Origin of the sequence: Corynebacterium sp. MSK218 (genome assembly GCF_030232655.1) — a bacterium.
Lineage (GTDB): Bacteria > Actinomycetota > Actinomycetes > Mycobacteriales > Mycobacteriaceae > Corynebacterium.
This window is the reverse complement of the sequence record NZ_JASPGN010000001.1, coordinates 132,460-147,889: the sequence shown is the minus strand read 5'-3', so window position 1 is coordinate 147,889 and position 15,430 is coordinate 132,460. Positions and strand designations below refer to the sequence as shown.

At 60.1% G+C, this 15,430-nt stretch carries 11 protein-coding genes and 1 riboswitch; of the genes, 1 reads left to right on the top strand and 10 read right to left on the bottom strand.

Annotated features, from left to right (window positions below):
• Positions 1 to 32: 32 nt before the first annotated feature.
• The 9 genes from QP922_RS00690 to QP922_RS00650 form a co-directional block, all read right to left on the bottom strand.
• Complete coding sequence (locus QP922_RS00690) at positions 33 to 770, bottom strand: hypothetical protein (protein ID WP_284807353.1); 738 nt, start codon at positions 768 to 770, stop codon at positions 33 to 35.
• 100 nt (positions 771 to 870) lie between these two features.
• Complete coding sequence (gene tuf, locus QP922_RS00685) at positions 871 to 2,061, bottom strand: elongation factor Tu (protein WP_070673479.1); 1,191 nt, start codon at positions 2,059 to 2,061, stop codon at positions 871 to 873.
• 364 nt (positions 2,062 to 2,425) lie between these two features.
• On the bottom strand, positions 2,426 to 4,555 hold the full coding sequence (gene fusA, locus QP922_RS00680; protein ID WP_070673478.1) for an elongation factor G: 2,130 nt from the start codon (positions 4,553 to 4,555) through the stop codon (positions 2,426 to 2,428).
• A 386-nt stretch (positions 4,556 to 4,941) separates the two neighbouring features.
• Positions 4,942 to 5,409 (bottom strand): 30S ribosomal protein S7, encoded by a 468-nt coding sequence (gene rpsG / locus QP922_RS00675; protein ID WP_070521784.1) that lies wholly within the window; start codon positions 5,407 to 5,409, stop codon positions 4,942 to 4,944.
• Between the two features lie 6 nt (positions 5,410 to 5,415).
• Complete coding sequence (rpsL, locus tag QP922_RS00670; protein ID WP_039673673.1) at positions 5,416 to 5,787, bottom strand: 30S ribosomal protein S12; 372 nt, start codon at positions 5,785 to 5,787, stop codon at positions 5,416 to 5,418.
• A gap of 227 nt (positions 5,788 to 6,014) precedes the next feature.
• Entirely contained in the window at positions 6,015 to 6,593 is a 579-nt protein-coding gene (locus QP922_RS00665) for an isopentenyl transferase family protein (RefSeq protein ID WP_284807350.1), read from the bottom strand.
• 57 nt (positions 6,594 to 6,650) lie between these two features.
• Positions 6,651 to 7,373 (bottom strand): energy-coupling factor transporter transmembrane component T family protein, encoded by a 723-nt coding sequence (locus tag QP922_RS00660; RefSeq protein ID WP_284807523.1) that lies wholly within the window; start codon positions 7,371 to 7,373, stop codon positions 6,651 to 6,653.
• A 67-nt stretch (positions 7,374 to 7,440) separates the two neighbouring features.
• Positions 7,441 to 8,850, bottom strand: a complete 1,410-nt coding sequence (locus tag QP922_RS00655; RefSeq protein WP_284807349.1) for an ABC transporter ATP-binding protein — start codon at positions 8,848 to 8,850, stop codon at positions 7,441 to 7,443.
• 55 nt (positions 8,851 to 8,905) lie between these two features.
• Positions 8,906 to 9,565 (bottom strand): ECF transporter S component, encoded by a 660-nt coding sequence (locus QP922_RS00650; RefSeq protein ID WP_284807347.1) that lies wholly within the window; start codon positions 9,563 to 9,565, stop codon positions 8,906 to 8,908.
• A riboswitch (TPP riboswitch) is annotated at positions 9,555 to 9,692 on the bottom strand. It overlaps the preceding gene by 11 nt.
• A gap of 166 nt (positions 9,693 to 9,858) precedes the next feature.
• On the opposite strand from QP922_RS00650, the gene QP922_RS00645 reads away from it, so the two are divergent.
• A complete protein-coding gene (locus QP922_RS00645; RefSeq protein WP_284807346.1) occupies positions 9,859 to 10,899 on the top strand; it encodes an acyl-CoA thioester hydrolase/BAAT C-terminal domain-containing protein in 1,041 nt (346 codons plus the stop codon).
• 505 nt (positions 10,900 to 11,404) lie between these two features.
• Here the strand turns inward: QP922_RS00645 and QP922_RS00640 are convergent.
• The gene (locus QP922_RS00640) at positions 11,405 to 15,400 is read right to left on the bottom strand and encodes a DNA-directed RNA polymerase subunit beta' (RefSeq protein ID WP_284807344.1); all 3,996 of its coding nucleotides are present in this window, start codon (positions 15,398 to 15,400) and stop codon (positions 11,405 to 11,407) included.
• Positions 15,401 to 15,430: the final 30 nt, after the last annotated feature.

Sequence of the window (15,430 nt, the reverse complement as noted above, 5' to 3'; positions counted from 1 at the left end):
CCACAGCACCGTCAGCGGGCACATCGGCGATCCTAGGCATTTTGGGACGGGGACCAGGGTTCGTTTTCGACGAGAATAAGGTCCTCGACGACACCAAATGAGTGCTGCGTGCCACGGGACAGATGAATGCTGAGGGGTGAGCCGGACTCGCACTTCTCGATACGGTCCCAGGAGAAGTCAGCGCGTACGAGTTCGCGGTTCTTTCGTTCGATGACATGGAGGCCGTGGTCAAGGATGATGGTCTCGGCATCGGTTCGGATGAACCAGACGCGGTCGCCGACGCTGCGACGCTTGAGACCGTCCAACGAGCGTCTATCTTCCTTCAGCCGGGTAACGGAGTGGACGATGCCGAAGCGGTGCTCGAAACCTTCGGTGTCCGCGATGACTAGGGGCCGTCCGGGTCCGACGGGCCGCAAACCTGATACGGGCCACGCGACCGGCTGGCCCTTCACGCCTTCCTTTGACATAGGGCGGACTACGGCGTGGGGAGCATTAGAGGAATCTCCAGGCGACAAGGTCACACGGTGAGTATCGGTGACGGTGAGCCAGAGGCCGTGGGTGATGAGGGAGGCGTCGGAAAGCGGTAACAGGGGCGGGTGGACTCGAGCCATGTCCTCCAAACGCCTCGTGAGATCCTCGTCAGACACACCCCAGCCATAGCCTTCTGCTGCAAGCATGCCGAAAAGAGTGCCCAGGGGAAGGTCAGGTTGGCCCTCCCAGGCGGCGCGAAGAGCAACGAGGGTGCGATCGATGCGAGTCGGATCAAACATGACTCCCAAGCCTAGTACCCCCGCGATCACAAAGGCCGCCCAACCCCTACTGGGATTGGGCGGCTTCAGGATGCTACAACATCCTGCTAATCACTAAGGATTAGTCGAGGATCTTGGTAACGCGGCCAGCGCCGACGGTACGGGAGCCCTCGCGGATAGCGAAGCGCAGGCCCTCGTCCATAGCGACCGGCTGGATCAGCTCAACGGTCATCTCAACGTTGTCGCCCGGCATAACCATCTCGGTGCCCTCCGGCAGCTTGATGACACCGGTAACGTCGGTGGTGCGGAAGTAGAACTGCGGACGGTAGTTGTCCATGAACGGGGTGTGGCGGCCGCCCTCTTCCTTCTTCAGGACGTAGACGGAACCCTCGAACTTGGTGTGCGGGGTGTAAGCGCCCGGCTTGATGCAGACCTGGCCACGCTCAACCTCTTCACGCTTGGTACCACGCAGAAGCAGACCACAGTTGTCGCCAGCCTCGGTGTAGTCCATCATCTTGCGGAACATCTCGATACCGGTAACGGTGGTGGACATGGACTTGTCCTTGATACCGATGATCTCGATGTCCTCGTTAACGTTCAGGGAGCCACGCTCAACACGGCCGGTAACAACGGTACCGCGGCCGGTAATGGTGAAGATGTCCTCGATCGGCATCAGGAACGGCTTGTCCAGCTCGCGCTCCGGATCCGGGATGGAGTCATCGCAAGCCTGCATCAGGTCAACGATGGACTGTGCCCACTTCTCGTCGCCCTCAAGAGCCTTCAGAGCGGAGATGTGAATGATCGGAGCGTCCTCGTCGTAGTCCTGCTCAGCGAGCAGCTCACGGATCTCCATCTCAACGAGCTCGATGATTTCCTCATCGTCAACCATGTCGCACTTGTTCAGAGCAACGAGGATGTACGGAACGCCAACCTGGCGAGCCAGCAGAACGTGCTCGCGGGTCTGCGGCATCGGGCCATCGGTTGCAGCAACAACCAGGATAGCGCCGTCCATCTGAGCAGCGCCGGTAATCATGTTCTTGATGTAGTCGGCGTGGCCCGGGGCGTCCACGTGTGCGTAGTGGCGCTTCGGGGTGGAGTACTCAACGTGGGAGATGTTGATGGTAATACCGCGCTCCTTCTCCTCAGGAGCCTTATCGATCATGTCGAAGGCGAAAGCGGTGTTCTCCTCCGGGTAAGCGTCAGCCAAAACCTTGGTGATCGCTGCGGTGGTGGTGGTCTTGCCGTGGTCGACGTGTCCGATGGTGCCGATGTTCACATGCGGCTTCGTACGCTCGAACTTCTCCTTTGCCACTGTTTGTCCTCCTGGACTCTATGGCGGCTACGTATTTCGCAGCCACGTGGTTTGTATTGCCATTGGCACTTCGAGCCGAAGCCCATAAGCGCTAATGACGCTTTCTTTACGTGCCAGTTACACGATCCTAGATTTATGCCGCAGTTTTTTCAAACTGCCTCAATAGGAGGTAACCCCGCGCATAACGTGCGGTCGTTGACCCTCGACAAGAATCAATTAACAGGATCCTGGGAGGGTAACGGCCGGCTCAACACACACGATTGTGGTTGCGTGCTCAGCCGACCGCTACCCCCCAGCGCAGGGAGCTGGCTGTCTACTGGCGAAGACTACCAGCCCCATGTTGCGGGCTAAACGGCGGGGCCGCTTAGGCCTTGTTGCCGGTGCGCTCCTCGATGATCTCCTGAGCCACGGAGGACGGAACCTCAGCGTAGGAATCGAAGACCATGGTGAAGTTTGCACGGCCAGCGGTGGAAGAACGCAGGTCACCGATGTAGCCGAACATCTCGGACAGCGGAACCTTAGCCTTCACGACCTTGGCGCCGGAGCGGTCCTCCATAGCGAAGACCTGGCCACGGCGGGAGGAGATGTCACCGTTCACGGTGCCCATGTACTCCTCAGGGGTAACAACCTCAACGGCCATGATCGGCTCAAGCAGAACCGGCTTTGCCTTAGCAACAGCTTCCTTGAGGACCTGGGAGCCAGCCAGCTTGAAGGCCATCTCGGAGGAGTCAACGTCGTGGTAAGCGCCATCCTCGAGGGTGGCCTTGATGTTCACCAGCGGGAAGCCAGCGACGAAGCCGTACTGCATAGCATCCTGGATACCAGCGTCGACGGACGGGATGTACTCCTTCGGAACGCGGCCACCGGTGACGGCGTTCTCGAACTTGTAGGTTGCGGACTCGCCCTCTTCCAGCTCCTCCGGCTCCGGGTTGTACGGCTCGATGGTGACGATGACCTTTGCGAACTGGCCGGAACCACCGGTCTGCTTCTTGTGGGTGTAGTCCAGGGACTCGACCTTCTTGCGGATGGTCTCGCGGTAAGCAACCTGCGGGTTACCAATGTTGGCCTCAACCTTGAACTCGCGCTTCATGCGGTCAACCAGAACGTCGAGGTGGAGCTCGCCCATGCCGCCGATAACGGTCTGGCCGGTCTCCTCGTCGAGCTCAACGGTAAAGGTCGGGTCCTCAGCAGCCAGCTTCTGAATAGCGGTACCCAGCTTCTCCTGGTCAGCCTTGGTCTTCGGCTCGATGGAGACCTTAATAACCGGCTCCGGGAAGTCCATGGACTCGAGGATGATCTGGTCATCCTTGTCACACAGGGTGTCACCGGTGGTGGTTTCCTTCAGACCAATGACGGCGTAGATGTTGCCGGCATCTGCCTGCTCCACCGGGTTCTCCTTGTTGGCGTGCATCTGGAAGAGCTTACCGATGCGCTCCTTCTTACCCTTGGTGGAGTTCATAACCTCGGTACCCGGAAGAACCTGGCCGGAGTACACGCGGGTGAAGGTCAGCTGACCGAAGAACGGGTGAGCAGCAATCTTGAAGGCCAGAGCTGCAAACGGGGACTCAATGGACGGCTTACGGGTAATAACCTCGTCCTCGTTGCCCACAGCGTGGCCGGTGATCTCGCCGATGTCGAGCGGGTTCGGCAGGTAAGCAACGACAGCGTCGAGCAGCGGCTGGATGCCCTTGTTGCGGTAGGCAGTACCACACAGAACCGGGTAGACCTCAGAGTTAATGGTCATCTTGCGGATGGCAGCCTGGATCTCTTCCTTGGTGAGCTCCTCGCCACCGAAGTACTTCTCCATGAGCTCTTCATCGGACTCGGCGACGGTCTCGAGCAGCTTCTCGCGGTACTCCTCAGCCTTATCCTTCAGGTCGGCCGGGATCTCCTCGATGGTGGCTTCGGTACCGGTCTCAACCTTGCCGCGCCAGGTCAGTGCCTGCATGTCGATGAGGTCAACAACACCGTCGAAGTCATCCTCAGCGCCGATCGGCAGCTGCAGAACCAACGGCTTAGCGCCGAGGCGGTCAACGATGGTGCCAACGGTGTAGTAGAAGTCCGCGCCCATCTTGTCCATCTTGTTGACGAAGCAGATACGCGGAACGTCGTACTTAGCAGCCTGACGCCACACCTGCTCGGACTGCGGCTCAACGCCTTCCTTACCGTCGAAGACGGCAACGGCGCCATCAAGAACACGGAGGGAACGCTCCACCTCAACGGTGAAGTCAACGTGACCCGGGGTGTCAATGATGTTGATCTGGTTGTTGTCCCAGAAACAGGTCACAGCAGCGGACGTAATGGTGATGCCGCGCTCCTTCTCCTGCTCCATCCAGTCAGTGGTGGAGGCACCATCGTGGGTCTCGCCGACCTTACGGTTGATACCGGTGTAGAAGAGAATGCGCTCGGTCGTGGTGGTCTTACCAGCATCGATGTGAGCCATGATGCCGATGTTGCGGACCTTGTTCAGATCCTTAAGCACTTGTTGTGCCACGTTTATACCCCAACTTAATGTCTCGTCGACGCCCGAGTCAGCTCAACACTGACTTACAGTACAAAGACGTCTTCATGGATAGGTCTTGATCTATTTTGCCACGTCTAGGCTAGCGCGGCAGCGTGAGGAACTCAGGGCACCTCACATGTGGGCTGCCACTGTCCCGCTGTGCATGTTACTGCATGACGTTTTTGACTGTGCATGCAGGGCGTTTAACTGCCCCCATACACAAAAATGGCCCGAACAACGCTATTAAAGTTTTGTTCCGCACTGTGCGCGTGGCGGTACCCTTTTCTCAAGGGCTCCGCATCGCGCTGTCAGCGCAGGTAAACGATGATGTCGTTGTTCGGGCCAGGAAGCCATGTGGCAAAATTTTTCCGCAGGAATTACCAGCGGTAGTGAGCGAAGGCGCGGTTAGCCTCAGCCATCTTGTGAGTATCCTCACGGCGCTTGACGGAAGCACCCAGGCCGTTGGATGCGTCCAGAATCTCGTTAGCGAGACGCTCGATCATGGTGTTCTCGCGACGCTGGCGGGTGAAGGTCACCAACCAACGCAGTGCCAGGGTGTTGGAACGAGCCGGCTTAACCTCAACCGGGACCTGGTAGGTAGCGCCACCCACACGGCGGGAGCGAACCTCGAGGTCCGGGCGGATATTGCCCAAAGCCTTCTCCAGGGTGCCGACCGGGTCGGTACCGGTCTTCTCGCGGCAAGCCTCGAGAGCGCCGTAGACGATGCGCTCAGCGGTGGACTTCTTGCCGTCCTGGAGGATCTTGTTGACGAGCATGGTGACCTGCTCGGAGTTGTAAACCGGGTCCTTGACTACAGGACGCTTCGGTGCAGCATTCTTACGCATTGTTGATTACTGTCCCTTCTTTGCGCCGTAGCGGGAGCGAGCCTGCTTACGGTCCTTCACGCCCTGGGTATCCAGTGCGCCACGGATAATCTTGTAGCGAACACCCGGGAGGTCCTTCACACGACCACCGCGGACGAGCACCATGGAGTGCTCCTGCAGGTTGTGGCCCTCGCCCGGAATGTAGGCGGAAACCTCAATACCGGAGGTCAGACGAACACGAGCAACCTTACGGAGAGCGGAGTTCGGCTTCTTCGGGGTGGTGGTGTACACGCGAGTGCACACGCCGCGACGCTGCGGGGAACCCTTAAGGGCTGCCGTAGCGACCTCGGCCTTCTTGCTGTGGCGGCCCTTGCGGACCAGCTGCTGAATAGTTGGCATAAATCTAGTCTTTCTGTATGACTTCGGCTTCAACTGATCAAGGAAGGCGGTCAAACATGCAAAAATGGGGGCTCTTCTCCGGGGCCCTTCCGCATGTCCAGAACTTCCCTCGACCATATGCGGCCGAGAAACTGATCAGACTTTTCATCTCAGACAAAGATGAAACCGTCGGTTAGATTACCACCAGCCCCCTGATCTGCCAAAATCCCCCTTGTGAACCCTTGTGACTACGTCCACTCCCAGGTGAGGTCGGCATCCACCGCGATGTCAGCGAAATAGTTCTTCTCCTGGTTCTCCCAGGTTTCAAACCATTCCTCATAAGCCGGGTCGCGCTCCAGAGCTCGCTTGCGGCGCTGCTCGCGCGGGCCATCAATACGGACAGTCACGACGGATCCGCGCTCTTTCGCCGCGGCAATATTCTCCGCGGTGACGGAACCGACGCCTTCCACAATCAGGTCATCGCGTGCATCCAGGCTGGCCCAATCCTTCGGCGCATTCGTGTCCCAATCCCAGCGCCAGTAGCCCGGGTTGTTCTCACGCAGAACTTGTTCGGCAACCATGACGGAGCCGGCTTCAAGCCCACGCCAGCCGGGATAGAACTCGTCGAGGTGGACCACGCGCCAGCCAGTACGCTCAGCCAAAGCCACCGAGGTCCAGGTTTTGCCGGCGCCCGAGGGGCCGTCGATAAGCACGGTCACTGGTTTCAGCGGGCGCTTACGGGAGGCGGAGAGCTTAACCACGTCCTCCAAGAGCCGTTCCATCTGGCTGTTGTAGTCAGCGCCCTGGACGTCCTGTGTCTCCTGCATGTGTTTTCTTCTCACCACTTCTGGGTTTGCGCGTGCAGTCTCGGAGCCGTGGAGGCTTTAGAGACCGAAGAACCTCCACGAACCACTTAGCACCGAAACTACCACCGGAAGTGCAGCGAGGATCACACCCGCGGCCATCACCAGCCAATCTCGGTGCATAAGACGAGAGGGACGGGCCCACGTACGCTGACCACCGCCGGGCGGAGTGCGGCCGAATCCGCGCGCCTCCATCGCCGTGGCAAGCTTGCCGCCGCGGCGCAGGGCGAGGACCAACAACCCGAAGGACATGGTGAGGAGGTGCTTGACCCGGCCTTCGTCGGTAAGTCCGCGCGCTCGACGCGCCATGGCAAGGAACTGCCAATCCGACTTAAAGAGCGTCATCATGCGCACGCCGGCCACGGCACCAATGACGAAACGGGACGGCAGCTTGAGAATCTGGGAGAGGGCGTCACCCAGCTCAGTGGGATCGATCGCGCGCGCGAGCACCACCATGGGCAGCGCCACCGCAAAGACTCGAATAGTAATGGCGATGGCGAGCTCAATCGAGTTATCACTCACCGTAATGAGCCACAAGCTAAAGTACTCGCGCCCACCCGGGGCACCATAGAGCAGCATCGAGATGCCAGAAATCGGCGCGATGAGGAACAAGAACCAACCCGCTTTTAGCATGCGCAGCCACGACACCCCACACAGCGGGGCAAGGAGCATGGTCAGCGCTAGCGATACTCCACCGGATACCAGGTCCACGGAGAGCAACAAGGGGGTTACCCACACGAACATGAGGAAGATGCGGGTCAGCGGATTCACTCCGGTCAAAAGGCCCGAAGAGGAACTAGACGAAGAAGTGTTAGCCACGGGTCACCTCCACGCGGTGATCACCCAAGGCGGAAATAAAGAGCGGATCATGCGTCACGGAGGCAATCGTCGTGCCCTCATCGGCCATGCGTCGCAACAGCCACACCAGCTCGCTGAAGGTGTGGGGATCTTGGCCGAAGGTGGGTTCGTCGAGAAGCAGCACCTCCGGCGCACTCACCAGGGCCGTTGCCACGGATAGACGGCGCTTCTCCCCTCCCGACAACGTGAACGGGTTGGCGTTGAGGAGGTGGCCTAAGCGGAGGGCGTCGACAAGCTCGGCAATGTGCGCCTCGGGGATCTCACGGCGCATGACCTTCGGGCCCACGCGCAATTCCTCAGCCACGGTGCGGGCGACGAACTGGTGCTCGGGGTTCTGGAAGACGAAACCGATACGGTCAGCCAGCTCCCGGGACTTCCACTCTAGCGGCGAGCCTTTCAGCCCGCGCCGCACGAAGTCCGCGACACCAATCTCCCCCGACTCCGCCGGGAGGAGGCCTGCCACGGTCATCATCCACGTCGTCTTTCCCGCACCATTCGGCCCCGTGAGCACCGTGGACGCCCCGCGGGGCAGCTCAAAACTACGTGGTGGGCCGAAACGCGTGACCAAGTCAGTACTCCACAGGGCGGGCTCGCTGTGCTTAGCGACGTCCCTCGCCTCCGGCAGGTCAGCCACAGTGCGGTTTGCCACGACGCTGTCAAGCGGCCCATCCGCCACGATGCGCCCATCCTTGAGCTCAATGGCTCGGTCCAGCACGCCTTTCCACGCTGCGTGCTGGTGTTCGACCACGATGAGGGTAGCGCCGGTGCGCTCCACCATGGTGGAAACGGCCTCGATAACATCGCGCGCACCTTCCGGGTCGAGGTTCGCCGTGGGTTCGTCGAGAAGCACAACGCCCGCGCCCATCGCAATGACACCCGCCAAGGCGAGGCGCTGCTTCTGCCCGCCGGAGAGCCGCTCAGTAGGAAAGTCGAGGTCAACATACGGCCCCACCATCTCCAGCGCGGCAGTCACGCGCTGCCAGATCTCCTCGCGGGGATAAGCCAGATTTTCGCAGCCAAAAGCCACGTCATCACCCACGCGCGCAGCAATCACCTGGGAATCAGGGTCCTGAAGCACCAAGCCCACCGGGATAGTGCGGCCGGGCTGCTCGACGGTGCCGTGGGAATCCTCCAGCAGAATCGACCCGACTCGCGTACCTTCATCATCCCCGCCAAGAACACCCGCAATGGCAGCAAGCAGCGTGGATTTACCCGAACCGGAGTCACCGCACAGCAGCACCTTCTCCCCCGGCTCGATGACAAAGTTAATCTCCGCGAGCGCAGCCTCACGCCTGCCCGCATGCGTCCAGCCGTAGCCGCGGGCCGTGACCTTCGTGGCCCCCGGGGCACCTACCTCATTCATACTGCGCGACTAACCTCACCCAGACTCCGAAAATAGCCTCACCAGCATTCCGCAATTAGGCGGAATGCTGTTCGCGACCGACCGCGAAACGATCAAGCGCGCCTGTCTTCGCCAGCGCCTTGACCACAAAGAAGCCCACCGCACCGGCCAAAATCGCGCCGGAGATACTCAGGGTGACGAAGTAGATGAGGTTGAACTGCAGGGTCTTGCCCAGGTTTCCAGAGGTAAACAGCTCCAGCACGAAAGCACCCCAGCCGGCCGCCATGCCGCCAAGCATGGACACGCCCAGACCAAAGCGGCGGTAGAGGAAGATGGCGAGAACGATTTCCACACCGATACCCTGCGCGATGCCGGAATAGACAGTACTAATACTCCACTGCGAGCCCAGCAAGGTGGACACGATGGCTGCCAGCAATTCGACGTAGAGGGCCGCACCAGGCTTGCGGATCACAAGCCCGCCAATGACACCACCGATGAGCCAGATACCCGTGGCAATACCACCCAGGCCGGGCGTAAGCGCATCCATAGCCTGGAACCAGGCATAGCCCACCGTGTTCCACACCAGGAACACAAAACCACAGGCCACACCCAACACGGATGCCACCACGATGTCTACAATTCGCCAGTTCAGGCTGCGCGGTGCGGCACCTGAAGCCCCCACACCAGGCGCTCCCGCACTTGAAGCACCCGCACCAGACGTGGATACAGAATTCATTTTTCCTCCCTCTCGCCGGCATTACCCGGATCAGGTTCAACGGTTCGCCGCTACCTCGGCGGCATCTCAGCCTCCTCCCTGGCGCTGCGAAGCAGCATGCAGACAGGAAGCACCCGTGACGATGTGCAGTTGAAAGCGGCGAGCTCTTCACAGTGCTGCCACAGAAAGCTTAAAAGCAGTGACAGCTTAGCAAGCAGCCCCGATAAGGGCACATCCAGCACCTTCAGCACTCCCACGAAATACAATGGAGATAGCGGCGCACATCTCATCAGGAAATAAAGGAGACATCCGCCATGCGAGCTATCAAAGCTATTCTCACGATCTTAGGGATTATTCTCCTGTGCTTGGTCCTCCTGATCGCGGGTGTATGGATTGCCCGTTCCATCAACACCAATCGTTATGCAATCCCCGAAAACCCCGAGGGCGGGGATGATCGAATTCTCAGCGAGAACGGCGTGGAGAAAATCAACGGCGACTACATGAAGGGGTTCCACCTCTCGCCGCTTGGTGACGCCCACCCCGGCACGGTCGTCGTCTTCGGTGGCTCCGACGGCGGCGCCAACGTGGAACAGGCTCAACTCCTCCGCGATAACGGCTACGATGTGCTCGACCTCTACTTCTTTGGACAACCCGGCCAAAAGGAATTTATTGATGAAGTCCCACTCGAATTCTTTGATGAGGTCATTGCCTATGCCAACGAGAAGGGCAATGGTGTTCAACCGCTGACCGTCATCGGCACCTCAAAGGGCGCGGAGCTCACTGCAAACTTGGCGGCTCGTTACCCAGAGATCAGCAACATTGTGCTCTACACCCCTGCGGATCACACGTACGGCAACCTCAACTACCAGCGCGATACCGGCACACGGAGCAGCTTTACATGGAAGGGCGAACCCGTCCCCTTTGCTGCTGAGCAGGGAGCCGAGTTTGGCAAATTTGCTGCTGAGCAGGGAGCCGAGTTTGGCAAACTCATGACACGCTTGGCCCTTGGTCTGCCGGTGTCCTATCGCGCTGGCTATGAAGCCATCGCCGCCGCTGCCGACCCAGAAACCGTCATTGACCTCAGCCAGTTCGATGGTCATGGACTCCTCTTCGCTGGGACGGAGGACGCAATGTGGCAAGCCGATGTCGCCGCCAAGGCTCTGAACGAGCAGAACGACGACCTTGAACCTCACATCTACGAGGGCGCCGGCCACCTTTTTCACGAGAACATTGATGAGCTCGTCGGCCCCTCCTGGGAAACGATGATGGGCGGTACCGTGGAGGCCAACCGTGAGGCAAAGCTGGAGTCTGACAAGATTCTGCTCGAACGCCTCGAAGAATGGCACGAGAGCTAAAAGTTGCGTCCGTTAGTCTCTTCCCCACGCCTCTCTCACATCGGCCCTAAAACTGCGCAGTGCCCCGCCGTGGTCTCTGACCTCCACGGCGGGGCACACTGAGGGCCGGCTCTTAGTGCACCGACCCCCAAGGGGACTCTCGCCTACTGCTTAAGGAAAGGAAAAGCTTCATCGCGAGCCCCCAAGCCTGGATAGAGTTGCTGGTGCGGTCTTGTACGCAGCCAACTCTCTATATGGATAGAAATGACTATTAACTTATCCTTCGCTCAGGTTAATGAGATGGGCGTTCAGGCGCAACTTAACACCGTTAACCAGCGGAATTGAGGAAGCTCAGCCCGAAAGGGCGGGAATCTTCCTTAAGACGAAATAAGAACTAGCCGAACGAACAACTCGCCCATGCTCGCTGATGGTAAAAGACCCGATTCCCCACCTGCTGCACTGTGGCAGGTGGGGAATCGGGTCTTTAGCGGCGAGCGTTTTCGCCTCTCACTTCAGAATCGAAGCCTTAGAAGGTGTAGTCCTCCTCCAGCGGGACTGAGGCGCCAGTGAACTCACCGAAGCCGTCGTCGCCGTAGATGGAATCACCGTAGGTCGGGATGGAGTACGCAGCGTTGCGTGCCGCCTCAGTCGGCTTGACGCTGATGTTGCGGTAGCGGGAAATACCGGTACCGGCCGGGATCAGCTTACCGATGATGACGTTCTCCTTCAGACCAATGAGCTGATCCGAGCGCTTGTTGATGGCGGCGTCGGTAAGCACACGCGTGGTCTCCTGGAAGGAGGCCGCAGACAGCCAGGACTCGGTAGCCAGGGAGGCCTTGGTAATACCCATGATCTCACTGCGCAGCTGAGCCGGCTGGCCACCTTCAGCAACCTGTGCGGCGTTAACCTGCTTGGCCTCAGAGAGGTCAATGAGGTTACCCGGCAGCAGGTCGGTGGTACCAGCGTCGATGACGGTACCGCGACGCAGCATCTGGCGGATGATGATCTCGATGTGCTTGTCGTGGATAGCCACACCCTGTGCACGGTAGACGGCCTGAACCTCGTCGATGAGGTGCTTCTCCACGCCACGGCGGCCGAGGACCTCCAGCACGTCGTGCGGGTCAGCAGCACCGCGCATGAGGCGGTCACCGGTCTCCACGTGGTCGCCATCACGCAGAGAGCGCTCAATCATGGCATCCGGGTTGGACTCCATCGGACGGCGAACCTGAGCCAGGCCCTGGCGCTTCGACAGCTTCTCGTAGACCACGTTGTCAGAGCCATCGTCCGGGGTGATGGTCAGGGTCCAGAAGTTGCCCTCGTCCGACAAGGACACGGTGCCGTCGACAGAAGCGATAGGCGCGCGGTTCTTCGGGTTACGGGCCTCAAAGAGCTCCTGAACACGCGGCAGACCACCGGTAATATCGCCACCGACACCACCCTGGTGGAAGGTACGCATGGTCAGCTGGGTACCCGGCTCACCAATGGACTGTGCAGCCACGATGCCGACTGCCTCACCGATGTCAACCAGCTTGCCGGAGGCCATGGACTTGCCGTAGCACTTCGCACAGACACCAGCCGGGGTCTGGCAGGTCAGTACCGAGCGGACCTTGATCTCCAGGACGCCAGCGTTGACAATCTTACGGCTGAGCTCCTCAGTCAGGTCGGCGCCAGCCTCAGCGATAACCTCGCCGTTGTCATCCTTGACGTCGTTAGCCACGACGCGGCCGGATGCGGAGGTCTCCCACAGCTCGTGCAGGTCGTAGGAACCTTCGGCAACCTCGACGCCGAGCGGGACGCGCACGCCCTGGCGGGTGCCACAGTCCTCTTCGCGGACGATGACATCCTGTGCCACGTCCACGAGACGACGGGTGAGGTAGCCGGAGTCGGCGGTACGCAGAGCGGTATCGGCCAGGCCCTTACGGGAACCGTGGGAGTTGTTGAAGTACTCCAGAACCGACAGACCCTCACGGAAGGAGGTCTTAATCGGACGGGTGATGTAGTCACCCTTGGAGTTCACAACCATGCCCTTCATACCGGCCAGGGTCCAGATCTGACGCATGTTACCGGCAGCACCGGACTTCACGATCATCGGAATCGGGTTGTCATCCGGGTACAGGTTTTCGACGGCCTCACCGACGGTGTCGGTAGCGTCCTTCCACAGCTCCACGAGGCGGTCGTAGCGCTCGCGCTCAGTAAGAGCACCCTGCTCCCAGTACTTGCGCTCGATGCGCTCTGCTTCCTTCTCGTAGGACTCGAGCACCTCATGCTTGTTCGGGAGAACCAGAACGTCGTCCATGGTGATGGTCACGCCAGAACGGGTAGCCCAGTAGAAGCCAGCGTCCTTCATCTTGTCCAGAACCTGGGCAACAGTAATCATCGGGTACTTCGCGGCGAGGTCATTGATGACGTCACCAAGCAGCATCTTGTTGCCAGCGCCGCCCTTACGGACCATGACGCCCTCAAGGTACGGGTAGTTCCACGGCAGCAGGTCGTTGAACATGATGCGGCCCAGGGTGGTCTCTGCCATCCAGGCCTGGCCCTTTTGCCAGCCATCCGGGAACTGCTCGGCCTCGATATCTGCCGGCGGGCGCAGGTGGGAAATGCGCACCTTGATCGGTGCCTGCAGACCCAGCACGCCGCGGTCGCGAGCCATGATGGCCTCCGCGTAGGAGGAGTACACGCCCTGTGCAGGCTGGTCCTCGGTAGCTTCACGGTAACGTCCCGCGCCACCGATCTCGTCCTCGCCCTTGTCCATGGTGAGGTAGTAAAGACCGGTAACCATATCCAGGCGCGGCATAGCCAGCGGCTTACCGGAGGCCGGGGACAGAATGTTGTTGGAAGCCAGCATGAGGACGCGAGCCTCTGCCTGTGCCTCAGCGGACAGCGGCAGGTGAACAGCCATCTGGTCACCGTCGAAGTCGGCGTTGAAGGCCTCACAAGCCAGCGGGTGCAGCTGGATGGCCTTACCCTCAACAAGCTTCGGCTCGAAGGCCTGGATACCCAGGCGGTGCAGGGTCGGTGCACGGTTCAGCATCACCGGGTGCTCAGAAATGGCCTCTTCGAGGACGTCCCACACCTCAGGACGCTGACGCTCCACCATGCGCTTGGCGGACTTGATGTTCTGGGCGTAGTCGTTTTCCACCAGGCGCTTCATGACGAAGGGCTTGAACAGCTCCAGAGCCATGAGCTTCGGCAGACCACACTCGTGCAGCTTGAGCTGCGGGCCGACGATAATCACGGAACGGCCGGAGTAGTCCACGCGCTTACCCAGCAGGTTCTGACGGAAGCGGCCCTGCTTACCCTTGAGCAGGTCAGACAGGGACTTCAGCGGGCGGTTGCCCGGGCCAGTGACCGGACGGCCGCGGCGGCCGTTGTCGAAGAGCGCGTCCACGGACTCCTGCAGCATGCGCTTCTCGTTGTTCACGATGATCTCAGGCGCGCCGAGGTCGATCATGCGCTTGAGGCGGTTGTTGCGGTTGATGACGCGACGGTAGAGGTCATTGAGGTCGGAGGTGGCGAAGCGGCCACCGTCCAGCTGCACCATCGGGCGCAGCTCCGGCGGGATGACCGGGATGGCGTCGAGCACCATGCCGGCCGGGTCGTTGCCCGAGCGCAGGAAGGCCGCGACGACCTTGAGGCGCTTGAGGGCACGCATCTTCTTCTGGCCCTTGCCGTTGTTGATGATCTCCTTGAGAACCTCAGCCTCAGCCTCGAGGTCGAAGTTGCGGATGAGGGTCTGGATAGCCTCCGCACCCATGCCGCCGGTGAAGTAATCCTCGTAGCGGTCAACGAGCTCTTCGTAGATGGTCTCATCGATGATCATCTGCTTCGGAGCCAGCTTGATAAAGGTGTTCCAGATTTCGTCGAGGCGCTGTACCTCGCGCTCACCGCGCTCGCGGATGTGCTGCATCTCCTTGTCTGCAGCGTTCTGGACCTTGCGGCGGGCGTCGGCCTTAGCGCCGGCGGCCTCCAGCTCAGCCAGATCCTGCTCAAGCTTGGCAGCGCGCTCAGCGATCTCTGCCTCGACGTCATCCTCCACGTCCTTCTTCTCCAGCAGCATTTCTGCTTCCAGAGTGGACTGGTCATTGTGGCGAGCTTCCTCGTCCACGGAGGTGATGATGTTGGCAGCGAAGTAGATGATGCGCTCAAGGTCCTTCGGAGCCAGGTCCAGCAGGTAGCCCAGGCGGGAAGGAACGCCCTTGAAGTACCAGATGTGGGTTACCGGCGCGGCCAGCTCAATGTGGCCCATGCGCTCACGACGCACCTTGGACTTGGTCACCTCGACGCCGCAGCGCTCACAGATGATGCCCTTGTAGCGGACACGCTTGTACTTACCGCAGGAGCACTCCCAGTCGCGGGTAGGGCCGAAGATGCGCTCGCAGAAGAGGCCGTCCTTCTCCGGCTTGAGGGTTCGGTAGTTAATGGTCTCGGGCTTCTTGACTTCGCCCTTGGACCAGCGGCGGATGTCATCGGCGGTGGCCAGACCGATACGGAGCTCGTCGAAGAGATTTACGTCAAACACGTAATGTCTCCCTTTCATCCCCCGTGACGG

Excerpts from the sequence above, each read along its gene's own strand:
- QP922_RS00655 (WP_284807349.1), bottom strand. The coding sequence starts at position 8,850 with ATGAATGAGGTAGGTGCCCCGGGGGCCACGAAGGTCACGGCCCGCGGC.
- QP922_RS00645 (WP_284807346.1), top strand. The coding sequence starts at position 9,859 with ATGCGAGCTATCAAAGCTATTCTCACGATCTTAGGGATTATTCTCCTG.
- rpsL (WP_039673673.1), bottom strand. The coding sequence starts at position 5,787 with ATGCCAACTATTCAGCAGCTGGTCCGCAAGGGCCGCCACAGCAAGAAG.
- QP922_RS00650 (WP_284807347.1), bottom strand. The coding sequence starts at position 9,565 with ATGAATTCTGTATCCACGTCTGGTGCGGGTGCTTCAAGTGCGGGAGCG.
- QP922_RS00660 (WP_284807523.1), bottom strand. The coding sequence starts at position 7,373 with ATGTTCGTGTGGGTAACCCCCTTGTTGCTCTCCGTGGACCTGGTATCC.
- rpsG (WP_070521784.1), bottom strand. The coding sequence starts at position 5,409 with ATGCGTAAGAATGCTGCACCGAAGCGTCCTGTAGTCAAGGACCCGGTT.
- QP922_RS00690 (WP_284807353.1), bottom strand. The coding sequence starts at position 770 with ATGTTTGATCCGACTCGCATCGATCGCACCCTCGTTGCTCTTCGCGCC.
- QP922_RS00665 (WP_284807350.1), bottom strand. The coding sequence starts at position 6,593 with ATGCAGGAGACACAGGACGTCCAGGGCGCTGACTACAACAGCCAGATG.